The following is a 14,202-nucleotide window of genomic DNA, read 5'->3' as shown; positions in this document are numbered from 1 at the left end:
TTTTATTTTTAGCAAGTTTTGCTGAAAAGATAAAGCGATAAGGTTTTAAAAAAGGTTATGCATTTAAAATATCTCAGTTTATGTTTATTTAGTTTGGGCTTGACGGCATGTGCGCAACACAGTGTGCGACCACAAGTGGCATCTGCGAATTTAGAGCAAAAAGCTATTCAAAGCGTTAACGCGATGTATGAATATCCAAGTTACGATTATCGCGGAAACTTTAAAATTACGGTTGATCCATCACAAATAAAGCAAAACTCAAAAGCTGAAAATACACCTAAGCTTAATGCTGAATTACAAAAGAAAGTTGATCAGTATCTACGTGAGCAAAAAGTTAGCTTAAGTAAAGCGCAGAAACAGACCTTATATGCAGCTATTGCAAATGAACAAGGCGATTTGGGACTGACCTCATCAGCACGTTCTGACAAAGTAAACGCCGTATTAATTAATTTATTAAATGATCTTCAATTTAGCTATGACGGCTCAATTCATTATCGTCAAAAAATGGGCTCATTTAACCTAACTGCCAGATATGAAAAGCCAACGCTATTGGTTCAGGCAAAATTGCCAATGGTGCTTGATTTAGAAAATTATAAGTTTTACGTAAATTACTTCGGTTTAATGCCGTATTTAGTCAATAAAGAAAATCAAAACAATTTAGCTTATATTGATTTTTCAAAGTACAAAGACTTCTTTAAAAATGTCGATATGAAGAAGTTTATTGAATATGTTAAATCATCTAGTGCGGTCTCTTATCGTTTGGCTGACCCGCAAAACTTACAACGCGTATCTCTGACAGATACTGATCGTAAGGCTGGGGCTGTTGATAAAATTCGTTTAAAAACTACGATTGAAGAATTACTTTTAGAAGTTGAGTTGTATGGTCAGGTCAATGATAAGTACCTTCAAAAAAGTGTTTTAGGTTTCGACAACGAAAAGATGGCAGAAAAAGTAGCCAATGAGCTTGCTGCTGCTGAAGCGAAAAAAGGAGCTGCTGATAAAGAAGAACAAAAAGTTTCTTCGGATGATGCCGCTGCTGTAAGTCAGGAACTATATAGTTTAATCAACGCACACTTTGATGGTGCTCTTTCTTCATCAGATGATGAAGGTGAAGATAATTTAAGTGCGGCAGCACAAGCTCCGGAAGCTGCAGATGCTTCGGCTTCTGAAGACGAAGATGTCAGTGAAGCAGCAGATGGTGTACAAGATGCACAAGCTGAAGATGTTGTAAACCTCACTGAAGATCAATGTATTGAATTAAAATCACTGAAGGAACCTGTTGCTTTAGGTGATATTAATTATTGCCAAGTCTACGGTATAGATGTGCTTGATCAAAGCGCTGCAAGTGCTGAAAAAGTTCAAACCAAGTCTCGCCGAGATGCTTTAAAACAAACTTTTGAAGCTTATAACCAAAACCAGTTTATCAATGATGAAGCATTCAAAGCACTATGGCTAAAACACAAAGCCGAGATTGAACAAGCTTTACCGAAGCAAAGAAATCCAATTACGATTGATGTAGCTTTAGATGACAAAGGCCGTGCAGTGAACATGACTTATGATGTTGCTTATACGCCAGCTGAGTTTAAACACAGCTTTAATATTAAAGCGGATATGCAAATTTTAAACTACGGTAAAGCAACCTCAATTGATCAGCAGCAACTTAAACAAGCCAAGTCTGTAGCTGAAGCAAGTAAAGGCTCTATGCTGGAAAACTTTATTAAAGGCTTTGGAGAAAAACTTGGTCAAGGTGATGTGTTAGAGCATCCAGTAGGCACACATAGTGATGTACAAGATTTAGATACAAATCTGGCTGTACTTGCAGATAAAACCTATGATGCAACGCATGCTTATGACAAAACTTATAAAGCAGTATTTATTGCCAAATTGACTGCCGAAAAACCGTCATATATTAAGTATTACTCTGTTCAACAGCTACAAGAAATTGCTGAGGTTTATGCTTACTGGTTCTCTGAGGAAGATACTTATAATCCTCAAGGAAAGGCTTTAGAACGTATTACAGCTTTACAGCAAAAGCATCATCTTGAGCAAGATGAGCAGTTTGATCATGAATTAGGTCGTGCTGTAGATCATATTGTAATAGAGACTATACAAGGTAAAGCAGGGCGTGAAGCTTGGCAGAAACTACAGAAACAATATAAACAGCCAGCTCAACTTTTCTCAAAACAGTATCAGTTAGAATTTGAAAAACAAAACGGTGTTTCTGCTGAAGAAAAGCATTTGTTATCAGAAACGGCTGATATTTTAGGGAATGTCTATGTAGCCGCTCGTAAACAACAGCTTACGGAAAAAACAATTCAGAAATTAAAACCTGAACATAATGAATTTATTGATTATGAAATTTTCCGAGATGTTTATAAGCAAATGGTTGCTGCTAAAAAATAGTAAATAAGATAAAAAAAGAACCTACTTTAAGTAGGTTCTTTTTTTGTTTATAAGAAATCTTTTAAGTCTGGTCTTACACCATTCCAGATATAAAAAGCTTCAATCGCTTGGCCTACTAACATGCCAAAACCTTCTGCATAAGGCACATTACGTTGTTTAGCTTGATCTAGGAAACTAGATGGCTTGCCGTAAGCCATTTCGTAAGCATGTTTGAATTGTAATTTTTCAGGTAACTGTAAAGCATCGCCTGAAAGGCTTGCAGAAGTCGCATTAATTACAATATCAAAATTCCCTTCTAAGTCATTTAGGGAAATTGCTTGTAGTTGAGCTTGCGGAACTGCTGTTTTTAAGTCATCTACAAGTTGCTCTGCACGAGCCAGAGTTCGATTTGCAATCACAATCTTTTTAGCACCAGCCTGTACAAGTGGGTAAATAACACCACGAGTTGCACCACCAGCCCCTAAAATTAAAATAGTTGTATTCTCAAGATTCCACTCTAATGCTTGAATTGCGGCAACTAAGCCTTGACCGTCAGTATTGTCGCCATGCAATTTGCCATTTTCCATCCATAACGTATTTACAGCTTTAGCAATTTGGGCACGCTCAGTTAACACATCACATAAAGCAAAAGCTTGCTCTTTAAACGGAACGGTAACGTTCATACCACTTCCGCCCTCTGCAAAGAAACTACGCATGCTTGATTCAAAGCCATCGAGAGGGGCAAGACGTTTTTGATAGTCGAGATCAACACCTGTTTTTTCAGCGAAAGCATGATGCAATTCAGGAGAGCGTGATTGTTCGATCGGGTTGCCAATTACTGCAAACTGTTTGGTCATTCTTGTATCCAAAATTTTAAAATGGCATAAAGCAGATAAAGCCTATACTGAATATTCAGCAGGCCTCACTATAAGTCAAATTGGCACAAGAAAAAATATTAGGAGGGTGTCAGAAAACTTGAAAAATAAAAAAGGAGATTCTTTAGGGTGGAAGCCAAAGAATCCCCAAAACAAAAAAATTAAGCGACTTTTTCTTTTAAACCTAACCAATCACGAGGTTTTAAGTAATAGTCAGTTAAACGCTTCTCTGGAGAGTCTTCATCCCATTCAGGACGATAAGACCATGCAGCTAAATTAGGAAGACTGACTAAAATAGATTCGATACGGCCACCTGTTTGTAATCCAAACAACGTACCACGGTCATAAACCAAGTTATATTCAACATATCTGCCGCGGCGATAAAGCTGAAATTCTCGTTGAGCTTCGGTATAAGGTTGTTCACGGTGTTTTTCGAAAATTGGCAAAATGGCATTTAAATAACCGTTGCCTACAGCTTGAATATATTTAAAGCAAGTTTCGAAATCCCAGCAATTTAAGTCATCAAAAAATAAACCACCGACACCGCGCTGTTCGTCGCGATGCTTTAAATAAAAGTAGTCATCACACCATTGCTTGTGTTCGTTATAAACATTGTCGCCAAAAGGTTTACATAGGTCATAAGCAGCTTGATGCCAATTTAAAACATCTTGGTCATCTGGATAAAATGGCGTTAAGTCAAAACCACCACCAAACCACCAAATTGGATCTTGTCCTTCACGTTCTGCAACGAATAAACGGACATTTGCGTGAGAGGTTGGAATATTTGGGTTTTTAGGGTGAATAACTAAAGAAACACCGAGTGCTTGAGCTTTAGCACCTGCAATTTGAGGGTGACGTTCAGTAGCAGATGCTGGAAGTTTGCTAATGTTGATGTGAGAAAACATTACACCGCCTTTTTCGATCACTGTACCATTTTGCAGCACACGTGAACGACCGCCGCCGCCTTCTGGGCGTTCCCAATCATCAATAATAAATTCTGCCGTACCACCGCCAGCTTTTTCTTGTTGTTCTAAACCAGCGCAAATACGGGCTTGTAAATCGAGGAGAAATTCGCGGACACGTTGAATATCTGTGGAAGTCGGATGTTGCATAATGACCCTCAAAGATGATTGATATAAATTAAATACATCAAAACATAAAACCATAAAAAAAGTAAGGGATTTTTTCTAAATCTTGAAAAAATCCCTTAAACATTGTTTTTAAACTTTACACCTGAAATCAAAAATCATCTTTTTGATAAAGGTGATCCATTCTTTCACGCTTGGTTTTTAAATATTGTTCATTAAAAGGATTACGACCTACGGTTAACGGTACACGGTCTACAACGTTAATACCTTGATCTTTGAGTGCCTGAATTTTCAAAGGATTATTGGTAATTAACTTCACTTCTTTTACTTTTAAGTGGTCGAGCATAATGCTACACATATCGTAACGACGTGCATCGGCAGGTAAATTCAGTAGTAAATTAGCATCTACAGTATCGTGTCCCTGATCTTGTAGGGCATAAGCACGAATTTTATTGGTTAAACCAATTCCACGACCTTCTTGGCGTAAATATAGAATTACGCCTTGTCCTGCTTCATTGATGAGTTTTTGAGTGGCTTGTAGTTGTGGGCCACAATCACATTTTAATGATGCAAAAGCATCACCTGTTAAACATTCAGAATGTACACGGACTAAAACAGGGCCTGTTGGCGGATTTTCTAACCCTTTAGAAAGTGCCACATGTTCTTCACCTGTTGCTGGATCTTGAAACACAGAAATATTGAATTCACCAAAAGCGGTCGGGAGTTTTGATGTTGCAATGAACTCTATAGGCACAGATTAACTCATCTTTTAACCGAAAACGGTTTAAAGTATAGCGTAATGCTGGGAGATTGGTCGAATTGTCATAATCATTTTGCACACTAAGGTTTTCTTTTTTGTATAAAGAAGACGATAATAGTTGATAAATAGTCAGATTATTCAGGATAATCTGCCAACCATACCCATAATGTATGAGAGACTGCTTTGCATGATCTCGTTCGCAAATGTGGCTGATTGAAGGTGACTTCATTCGATTGTATGATCGACCCATTTTGACCCAGCTTAGGATTTGCCAGGCTTATAAAGGCTTTGCCACATATGTTGTATACCGAAATTCCAACTCAACGCCCTGTTACGCCATTGTTAGATGCAATTGATCATCCTCAACAATTACGTCAGCTCGAGCATAGTCAACTGGTTCAAGTGGCTGATGAGTTGCGTCAATATATTTTATATGCAGCAGGCCAGAGTGGTGGCCATTTCGGTGCTAACCTCGGCGTGGTTGAGCTGACGGTTGCGCTGCATTATTGCTTTAATACACCAAATGACCGTTTAGTTTGGGATGTGGGTCATCAAGCATATCCACATAAAATCCTGACTGGTCGCCGTGAACAAATTACAACTATCCGTTCAAAAAATGGTTTAGCAGCTTTCCCTGCTAGAGAAGAATCGGTTTTTGATACCTTTGGGGTAGGGCATTCATCAACAGCCATTTCAGCTGGCTTGGGTATGTCACTTGCACGCCGCTATCAAAATGACCCATGTGAAGTTGTTTGTATTGTGGGTGATGGTGCAATGACTGCAGGCATGGCATTTGAAGCCATGAACGATGCTGTCGCACATGATGCTGACTTGATTGTTGTACTTAATGACAATGACATGTCAATTTCTTGTAGTACTGGTGGCTTTGCTAAACATTTAGCTGCAATTTGGGAAAAAGGTCATTTAGTCAATGTAGATGAACATGGTGAGGCTTACATTCAACCTCACCCAAAATGGACCTATAACTCTCGGTTACACCAATCAGCAACTGATGCAGCAGATAATCTATTTAAAGCAATTGGTTTTGATTATTTTGGGCCATTTGATGGGCACGACGTTACTCAGTTGGTTCAAGTGTTCAATGCGCTTAAAAAACGTAAAGGCCCACGTTTAGTTCACGTTTATACTAAAAAAGGCAAAGGCTTTGCTCCAGCGGAAGCTGACCCGATCACTTATCATGCGATTGGCAAAATTAATGCTGCTTCAGGCGGTAAAACACCGCCAAAGTATTCCGATGTCTTTGGTGAATGGTTGTGTGACGAAGCTGCTCAAGATGAGCGTTTACTTGCGATCACGCCTGCCATGTGTGAAGGCTCGGGCATGGTTAAGTTTGCCAAGCAATTCCCACAACGTTTCTTTGATGTAGCCATTGCAGAGCAGCATGCTGTGACGCTTGCAGCGGGTATGGCATGTGAAGGCCTAAAACCTGTTGTTGCAATTTATTCGACATTCTTGCAGCGTGGTTACGATCAACTTATTCATGATGTTGCATTACAGAATCTTGATGTAACTTTCGGGATCGACCGTGCTGGTTTAGTAGGTGAAGATGGCCCAACACACGCAGGTGCATATGACTATGCTTATATGCGTACTGTACCGAATATAGTAATTATGGCGCCAAAAGACGAAAATGAATGTCGTCAAATGCTTCATACAGCTTATGCCTATAATGGCCCTGCCGCAGTACGTTATCCACGTGGTGCTGGTGTTGGTGTCGAAATTCAAAAAGAAATGACTGTTCTTGAATTAGGTAAAGCTGAAATTGTTGTAGAAATTAAACCAAATAGTGATGAGCAAATTACAGTTCTAGCATTTGGTAGCCGTGTCATGGTTGCTATAGAAGCTGCCGAGCAACTTGCACAAAAACACGATGTTGGTGTGCGTGTCGTAAATATGCGCTTTGTAAAACCGCTTGATGAACAAATGATTCGAGATTTGGCTGAACATACTCATTTGTTCGTGACAGTTGAAGAACACGCGATTATGGGTGGTGCAGGTAGTGCTGTGAATGAGTTTATGGCGCAAGAGCAAATTGTGAAACCTATCATTAACTTAGGTTTGCCAGACTCATTCCTGCATCAGGCTTCGCATAATCAAATGCTGCAAGATTGTGGTCTAGATGCTAAGGGTATTTTGAACTCAATTGAGAGAGCTTGGCTTAAGCAAAATCAGGTCGTTTAAGCCTTTAATAAAATTTTTGAAACATTTTTTCCCATAAAGCGCATTCATTTGCTAAAATGTATGCGCTTTTATGCATTATTCTTTGTCAAAATCTTCAAATTTGTATTGTAGTGGGTGTTCAATGGAACCTATGGTGGTTATGGCTGCGCGTGCGGCTCAAACAGTTGGTCAAGAGCTTTTAAAAGCGCATCAAAATCGTCATAAACTCGATTTGCAAGTTGAAGAGAAAGGCATTGATGGCCCGGTAACACGTGTAGATCGTTATTTAGAACAATTAACGATTGATACGTTACGTAAAAGTTATAAAAACCATAGCTTCTTAGGTGAAGAGTTCGGTTTGCAAGAAGGCAAAGGCCATGATGCAGACTGGTGCTGGGTAATTGACCCACTTGATGGCACGCAAAACTTTATTAATGGTTTCCCTCATTTCTGTATCTCTATTGCAGTTCAACATAAAGGCGTTACTCAACACGGCGTAATTTACGATCCTGTACGTGACGAGTTGTTCTCTGCAAGTCGCGGTCGCGGTGCGGTAATGAACCAACGCCGTATTCGTGTAAATGTAAAAGATAGCTTAGAAAATACATTCTTGGCAGTAGGTCACCCTTACCGTGCTAAACGTGCTGGTGAAATCGTATCTTATGCAGAGCAGCACTTTGCTTCATTATTAGCTGTGACTCAAGCGGGTGCTCAAATCCGTCGTGGTGGTTCAGCTGCTCTCGACTTAGCTTATGTTGCTGCTGGTCGTTTCGATGGTTTCTTTGAACTTGGTTTAAAACCATGGGATATCGCTGCTGGTGAGCTTATTATTAAAGAAGCGGGCGGTGTAGTGGTTGATGCTCGTGGTGGAAATGATTCACTTGAAAATGGTCAAGTGATTGCATGTTCACTTAAAATGTTAAAGCCATTAATGCAAACAGTTGTTCCTGCTTGGGACAAAGCTGCAAAATAATTTAGAAATGCTTTCAATGTTAAGACCCTCTTTTTATAGAGGGTTTTAACTTTTTAATGATCGGTAAAATACAAATAATAGTAGAAATAACGATAAAGTTGATTAAAACACATGACTTTTAAATTCTTTCTGCTATAATCCGCCCACGCACTTAAATTTCCGTTCATTACCTGAACATTCTGTTCTATTCATTGTAAGCGCACGCTGTCCATAGAGAGGACCATTTCTTGCGCCCCGATCGCTCAGCGATTCTTCAGGTTCGGCCGTAATCAAGCGTGCGTTTAATCCACATCGTCGTTACTCGGATTGCCGCTGAATAATAAGGTTCAGCTAATTTTGCTTTGCCGCTTTGTGCCGATGTCTATTTTGTACTTATTAAAAATGGAGCACCCACTAGGGTGAAACTCTCTATGAGCAAAACTTTTGCCGAATTTTCTTTGCATGAAACCTTACAACAAGCGCTTGAAGGTTTAGGTTTTACTACCCCGACTCCTGTGCAAGAACAATCTATTCCTGCAGCTTTAGAAGGTAAAGACCTTTTAGTTTCTAGCCAGACTGGTTCTGGTAAAACTGCTGCATTCTTGTTGCCGACATTAAATAACTTGGCAGGTCAAGAAACTTTCGTTCCGTTCAAAGAACGCATGAAAGCTGTAACACAACCGAATATTTTAGTAATTTCACCAACTCGTGAATTGGCGCAACAAGTAAGCCAAGATGCAATCGCATTTGTACGTCACATGAAAGGTGTTCGTATTGCTGCCATCATGGGTGGTATGCCGTTTGCTAAACAAATCCAACAGTTAAAAGGCGCGCAAGTTGTTGTTGCAACACCAGGCCGTTTACTTGACTTGGTAAATCGTCGTCAAATTAAATTAGACCAAGTAGATGCTTTAATCGTTGATGAAGCGGACCGTATGCTTGACCTAGGTTTCTCTGAAGACTTAGAAGCAATTAGCGAATTAGCGGCTAACCGTAAACAAACATTAATGTTCTCTGCAACATTTGCTGATCGTATTATTCGTCTTGCAGCATGCATGATGAAAGATCCAATGCGTATCGCAATTGAAACAGGTCATTCAACCAATACAGATATTACCCAAACATTGCATTGGACTGATGGCTTTGAGCACAAGAAAAAATTACTTACTCACTGGTTAAGTGATGAAAACTTAGATCAAGCTGTAGTTTTTGCAAGCACTCAAGAAGACACTGATATGTTGGCTGAAGAACTTGCAGAAGCAGGTCATTCAGTTGTTGCACTTCACGGTGCAATGCCACAAACAGTTCGTAACCGTCGTTTACGTAGTATCCGTGAAGGTCGTGCGAAGATCTTAGTTGCAACTGACGTTGCTGCTCGTGGTCTTGACGTACCAACTATTTCTCACGTAATTAACTTCGGCTTACCAATGAAGCACGAAGACTACGTACACCGTATTGGTCGTACAGGTCGTGCTGGTCGTACAGGTCAAGCGATTACTTTAGCGACTTATCGTGAACGCGGTAAGATTCGTGCACTTGAAGAATATTTAGAAGCACGTTTAAGTGTTTCTGAAATTGAAGGCTTAGAGCCATCTCCACCTCCTGCTCGTTCAGGTCGTGACGGTGGTGGTCGTGGTCGTGGCGGCAACGGTGGTCGTGATGGTCGTCGTGGTGGTGGCGGTTTTGGCGGTGGTCGTCGTTTTGAAGGCGAAAGCAACTTCAAACGTCGTGAAGGTGGTCGTGATGACCGTCCACGTCGTAGCTTCGATGACAAACCACGTGGTGATCGTCCATTCGGTGGTGAAGACCGTCCGCGTCGCGAGTTCAATTCTGATCGCCCACGTCGTGAGGGTGGTTTTGAGGACCGTCCACGTCGCGAGTTCAATTCAGATCGTCCACGTCGTGAAGGTGGTTTTGAAGACCGTCCAAAACGTAGCTTTGGTGGTGAAGATCGTCCACGTCGCGAGTTCAACTCTGATCGCCCACGTCGTGAAGGTGGTTTTAACGATAAGCCTCGTTTTGATTCAAATGATGACAATCGTGGTAACCGCGTAGACTATAAACCACGTCGTGAAGGTGGTTTCGGTGACCGTCCAAAACGTAGCTTCGGTGGTGAAGATCGTCCACGTCGTGAAGGTGGTTTTAATGACAAGCCACGTCGTAGCTTTGACGACAAACCACGTGGTGAGCGTCCAGCGTTTGGTGGCGAAGATCGTCCAAAACGTAGCTTCGGTGGTGAAGATCGTCCGCGTCGTAGTTTTGATGATAAACCGCGTCGTAAATTCGACCGTTAATCTTAAAAAGATTTAAAAAAAGGCCAGTTAACATACTGGCCTTTTTTATTTTTCAGTTTTGTTATAAAATAACAAAGTGTGAAATAGTTCAACATTTATTGTAATAATGCGTAAAAGTAAGCGAAAAGAGACTCCATTGGCATGGTTGAGTAAATTATTACTTCAACATGGTTTGCCATACCTTTTTATTGCACTCGCTTTGTGCAATGGAATCTATTTTGCGTATGCTTTGTTAACTGGCCATTTCGTAGATCAGTTTCAAGTTCTCAATCAATAAATTTCTTTTTAAAATCTAGCTCATATTTATAAATGAGCTTGCTTTTGCTTTTGTCAAAATTACAACAAGATTCCCAAAATTCAGTGTTATAGTATGCGGGCATAAAAGTGCAGGAATGATTGCCATTATGAATAATAAAACTCCTCTCTCGACTCAGTCACTGATTGAAGTGAAAAACTTGAGTTTTAACCGAGGGGAACGCGTCATTTATGACAATATTAGTTTAAATATACGTCGAGGCCAGATTACGGCCATCATGGGACCATCTGGTACAGGTAAAACGACTTTATTGCGTCTGATTGGTGGACAGCTTGTTCCTGATCAAGGCGAAGTTTTGCTTGATGGGAAAGATATTGCACAAATGTCACGTCAGGAATTGTTTGCAGCCCGTGCGCGTATGGGAATGCTATTCCAAAGTGGTGCTTTATTTACCGATATGTCGGTTTATGAAAATGTCGCTTTTCCAATTAGGGCACATACCAAGCTTTCTGAAAATTTGATTGCTGAACTGGTTGCTTTAAAGCTTGAGTCTGTTGGCCTGCGTGGAACAGAACAGCTCATGCCTACAGAGTTATCAGGTGGTATGAATCGACGAGTTGCTTTGGCTCGTGCAATCGCACTTGATCCAGATTTAATCATGTATGACGAACCATTTGCTGGGCAAGACCCGATTGTAAAAGGTGTTTTAACTCGTCTTATTCGTTCGTTGCGTGAAGCTTTGGATTTAACCACCATTATTGTCTCGCATGATGTTTCCGAAACCCTATCTATTGCTGATTACATTTATGTTGTAGCGGAAGGAAAGATTCAAGGGGAGGGAACGCCGGAAGAATTGCAAAAATATGCTTCTCCTTTTGTAAAACAGTTCTTAACCGGTTCGGCAGAAGGTCCGGTTGAGTACCAGTTTAGCCACCAAGCTTATTTAGATAACGAGGTTCGTCCATGAATACGATTGCCTGGTTAGGTAGACTCGTTATTGAGCGGATTCGAGGGATTGGTGTTGCGGCACTGATGCTCTTACAGATTATTTTTTCATTACCTTCATCGGGCGGTTTTGGGCGTTTCGTCTATCAAATGCATCGTGTAGGGGTAATGTCTTTACTTATTATTACGGTATCAGGTTTATTTATTGGTCTGGTACTCGGATTGCAAGGCTACTCAATATTGGTCAATGTGGGTAGTGAATCAATGCTAGGCACGATGGTGTCTTTAACCCTACTACGTGAGCTTGCACCAGTTGTTGCTGCTTTATTATTCGCTGGTCGAGCAGGTTCTGCATTAACTGCTGAAATTGGTTCAATGAAACAAAGTGAACAGCTTGCCAGTATGGAAATGATTGGTGTTGACCCTTTAAAGCAAATCGTATCACCACGTCTTTGGGCTGGCATAGTCAGTTTGCCAATGTTAACCGTTATCTTTGCTGCGATTGGTATTGTTGGCGGCAAAATGGTTGGCGTTGATTTTCTTGGCGTTGATGAAGGCTCCTTCTGGAGTGGTATGCAAAATAATGTTCAATTTGGCCATGATGTTGTAAATGGCATCATTAAGAGCATTGTATTTGCTTTACTTTGTACATGGATTGCAGTTTTCCAAGGGTATGCATGTGATCCAACACCTGAAGGCATTGCAACAGCAATGACCCGGACGGTTGTATATTCTTCATTATGTGTTTTAGGTTTTGATTTCGTGTTGACTGCGGTCATGTTCGGAGGGATTTAATGAAATCACGTACTAGTGAGCTGGCCGTAGGTATCTTTGTCATTATCTTCGGTATCGCTTTATTCTTTTTAGCAATGAAAGTAAGTGGTTTGGTAGGTACAAACTTGAGCGAAGGTTACACCATGAAAGCTCAGTTTGATAACGTTAACGGACTTAAACCACGTGCTAAAGTAACGATGAGTGGTGTAACAATTGGCCGTGTTGATTCAATTACGCTTGATCCAGTTACACGTTTAGCTACAGTAACTTTTGACCTTGATGGAAAACTGACAAGTTTTAATGCTCAGCAGTTAAAAGAAGTTCAAAAAAATGCTTTAGACGAATTACGTTATAGTTCTGATTATACGCAAGCGACGCCAGCGCAACAAAAAACAATGGAACAGCAACTGATCAGTAACATGTCATCCATCACCAGTATTGATGAAGATGCTTATATAATGGTTGCAACCAATGGTTTGTTGGGTGAGAAATATTTAAAAATCGTACCGGGTGGTGGTCTTAACTACCTTAAACGTGGCGATACAATTTCTAACACCCAAGGAACGATGGATTTAGAAGATTTAATTAGTAAATTTATTACTGGTGGTGGCGCAGGTAAAGTTGCCGCTGGTTCATCATCCTCAGCAGAAGAAAAAGCTCCTGCAAGTACTGACAGCAGCGCACAGCCGTCATTTGTTGAGTAAGAGATTATTTGAAGGAGTGGTTCCAGGTGAATACGTTGTTTAAACAAACCCTGACAGCAAGTATTTTGTCTACTATGATTGCAGGTACAGCTTTTGCTGCACCTTCAGAAGCACCACCTGATTTTATTAAGCGTGTTGCTGATGGTTTGATTGCTCGTTTGAAAACAGATCATGCCAAGTTACAAAACAACCCTGCTTTAGTTAAATCAATCATACGTCAGAACTTAGATCCGTATGTTGACTCACAAGCGTTCACTCGTATTGTGATGGGTACTTATGCGACAAATCAGTATAGTACAGCTGCACAGCGTGCTCAGTTTGAAACAAACTTCCGTAATACATTAATTGAGAATTACGGTAGTGCATTTGCTAAGTATACAAACCAAACTTACACCATGCGTCCTTATAAAGCGACAGCAGGTAAAAACCCTGTTGTGACTTTAGACTTCAACCACAATGGCGACAAAATTCCTGTGTCGTTCCAGTTGGCTGACAAAGGTTCACAGTGGAAAATCCGTAACATCAATGTATCTGGTATTGATTTAGGTTTACAGTTCCGCAACCAGTTTGCTGCAACTGTGAAACGTAATGGTGGCGATTTAAATAAAGCAATTGCTACATTCCAACCTGATGCAGATGCTGCTGTTAATCAGAACAAACAAAAATAAGTAGGTGAAGAGTGGTTCAGTATCTTAACCAAGAGTTAGTTGTTTCAGGCAAAATCGATTTTGAAAATGCTGAACAACAATACCAAGCTGGATTGGCAATTATTAAAAAGCAGACAAGCTTTCCTCTAATTGTTGATTTAAAACAGCTTGAGCATGGTAATACGTTAGCATTGGCTGTGTTAGTCCAATGGTTACGTCAGACGCCACAGAAGTCTGGATTACATTTTAAAAATGTTCCAGAGAAGATGCTGAAAATCATTCAAGCTTGCCATTTGCAAGAAGATCTACATTTGGTCTGATTATGCAAAAATAAAAAAAGCACC

The 14,202-nt window shown here is 40.3% G+C and carries 12 protein-coding genes; 9 read left to right on the top strand and 3 right to left on the bottom strand.

Annotated features, from left to right (window positions below; genetic code table 11):
- The first annotated feature begins 57 nt into the window (after window positions 1-57).
- Window positions 58-2,403 carry a hypothetical protein gene (locus tag RMA95_RS04895; protein ID WP_311069753.1) on the top strand — a complete coding sequence of 782 codons (2,346 nt, stop codon included), beginning with the start codon at window positions 58-60 and terminating at the stop codon, window positions 2,401-2,403.
- Between the two features lie 47 nt (window positions 2,404-2,450).
- On the opposite strand, the gene aroE is transcribed toward RMA95_RS04895, so the two are convergent.
- The 3 genes from aroE to ribA form a co-directional block, all read right to left on the bottom strand.
- Window positions 2,451-3,239 (bottom strand): shikimate dehydrogenase, encoded by a 789-nt coding sequence (aroE, locus tag RMA95_RS04890; protein WP_311069752.1) that lies wholly within the window; start codon window positions 3,237-3,239, stop codon window positions 2,451-2,453.
- A 179-nt stretch (window positions 3,240-3,418) separates the two neighbouring features.
- On the bottom strand, window positions 3,419-4,369 hold the full coding sequence (gene hemF, locus RMA95_RS04885; RefSeq protein ID WP_019457803.1) for an oxygen-dependent coproporphyrinogen oxidase: 951 nt from the start codon (window positions 4,367-4,369) through the stop codon (window positions 3,419-3,421).
- A gap of 127 nt (window positions 4,370-4,496) precedes the next feature.
- Window positions 4,497-5,099 carry a GTP cyclohydrolase II gene (gene ribA, locus RMA95_RS04880; protein WP_001121170.1) on the bottom strand — a complete coding sequence of 201 codons (603 nt, stop codon included), beginning with the start codon at window positions 5,097-5,099 and terminating at the stop codon, window positions 4,497-4,499.
- A 303-nt stretch (window positions 5,100-5,402) separates the two neighbouring features.
- Between ribA and dxs the strand changes: the two genes are divergently transcribed.
- The 8 genes from dxs to RMA95_RS04840 all read left to right on the top strand — a co-directional run bounded on the left by dxs (window position 5,403) and on the right by RMA95_RS04840 (window position 14,178).
- Window positions 5,403-7,307 carry a 1-deoxy-D-xylulose-5-phosphate synthase gene (gene dxs, locus RMA95_RS04875; RefSeq protein ID WP_311069751.1) on the top strand — a complete coding sequence of 635 codons (1,905 nt, stop codon included), beginning with the start codon at window positions 5,403-5,405 and terminating at the stop codon, window positions 7,305-7,307.
- Between the two features lie 121 nt (window positions 7,308-7,428).
- Window positions 7,429-8,259, top strand: a complete 831-nt coding sequence (locus RMA95_RS04870; RefSeq protein ID WP_000433617.1) for an inositol monophosphatase family protein — start codon at window positions 7,429-7,431, stop codon at window positions 8,257-8,259.
- A 410-nt stretch (window positions 8,260-8,669) separates the two neighbouring features.
- Window positions 8,670-10,532 (top strand): DEAD/DEAH box helicase, encoded by a 1,863-nt coding sequence (locus RMA95_RS04865; RefSeq protein WP_311069750.1) that lies wholly within the window; start codon window positions 8,670-8,672, stop codon window positions 10,530-10,532.
- A 404-nt stretch (window positions 10,533-10,936) separates the two neighbouring features.
- A complete protein-coding gene (locus tag RMA95_RS04860) occupies window positions 10,937-11,755 on the top strand; it encodes an ABC transporter ATP-binding protein (protein ID WP_004705339.1) in 819 nt (272 codons plus the stop codon).
- Entirely contained in the window at window positions 11,752-12,528 is a 777-nt protein-coding gene (gene mlaE / locus RMA95_RS04855; protein WP_004705340.1) for a lipid asymmetry maintenance ABC transporter permease subunit MlaE, read from the top strand. The genes RMA95_RS04860 and mlaE overlap by 4 nt, the downstream gene beginning before the upstream one ends.
- The gene (locus RMA95_RS04850) at window positions 12,528-13,211 is read left to right on the top strand and encodes an outer membrane lipid asymmetry maintenance protein MlaD (protein ID WP_263614667.1); all 684 of its coding nucleotides are present in this window, start codon (window positions 12,528-12,530) and stop codon (window positions 13,209-13,211) included. Before mlaE ends, RMA95_RS04850 begins: the two co-directional genes overlap by 1 nt.
- A 26-nt stretch (window positions 13,212-13,237) precedes the next feature.
- Complete coding sequence (locus tag RMA95_RS04845; RefSeq protein ID WP_263614666.1) at window positions 13,238-13,879, top strand: phospholipid-binding protein MlaC; 642 nt, start codon at window positions 13,238-13,240, stop codon at window positions 13,877-13,879.
- Window positions 13,880-13,890: 11 nt separating this feature from the next.
- Window positions 13,891-14,178, top strand: a complete 288-nt coding sequence (locus RMA95_RS04840; RefSeq protein WP_000250997.1) for a lipid asymmetry maintenance protein MlaB — start codon at window positions 13,891-13,893, stop codon at window positions 14,176-14,178.
- Window positions 14,179-14,202: the final 24 nt, after the last annotated feature.

The organism is Acinetobacter sp. V110_1 (genome assembly GCF_031798975.1).
Lineage (GTDB): Bacteria > Pseudomonadota > Gammaproteobacteria > Pseudomonadales > Moraxellaceae > Acinetobacter > Acinetobacter nosocomialis_A.
The sequence above is the reverse complement of the archived record's forward strand: the minus strand, read 5'-3'. Positions and strand labels throughout refer to the sequence as shown.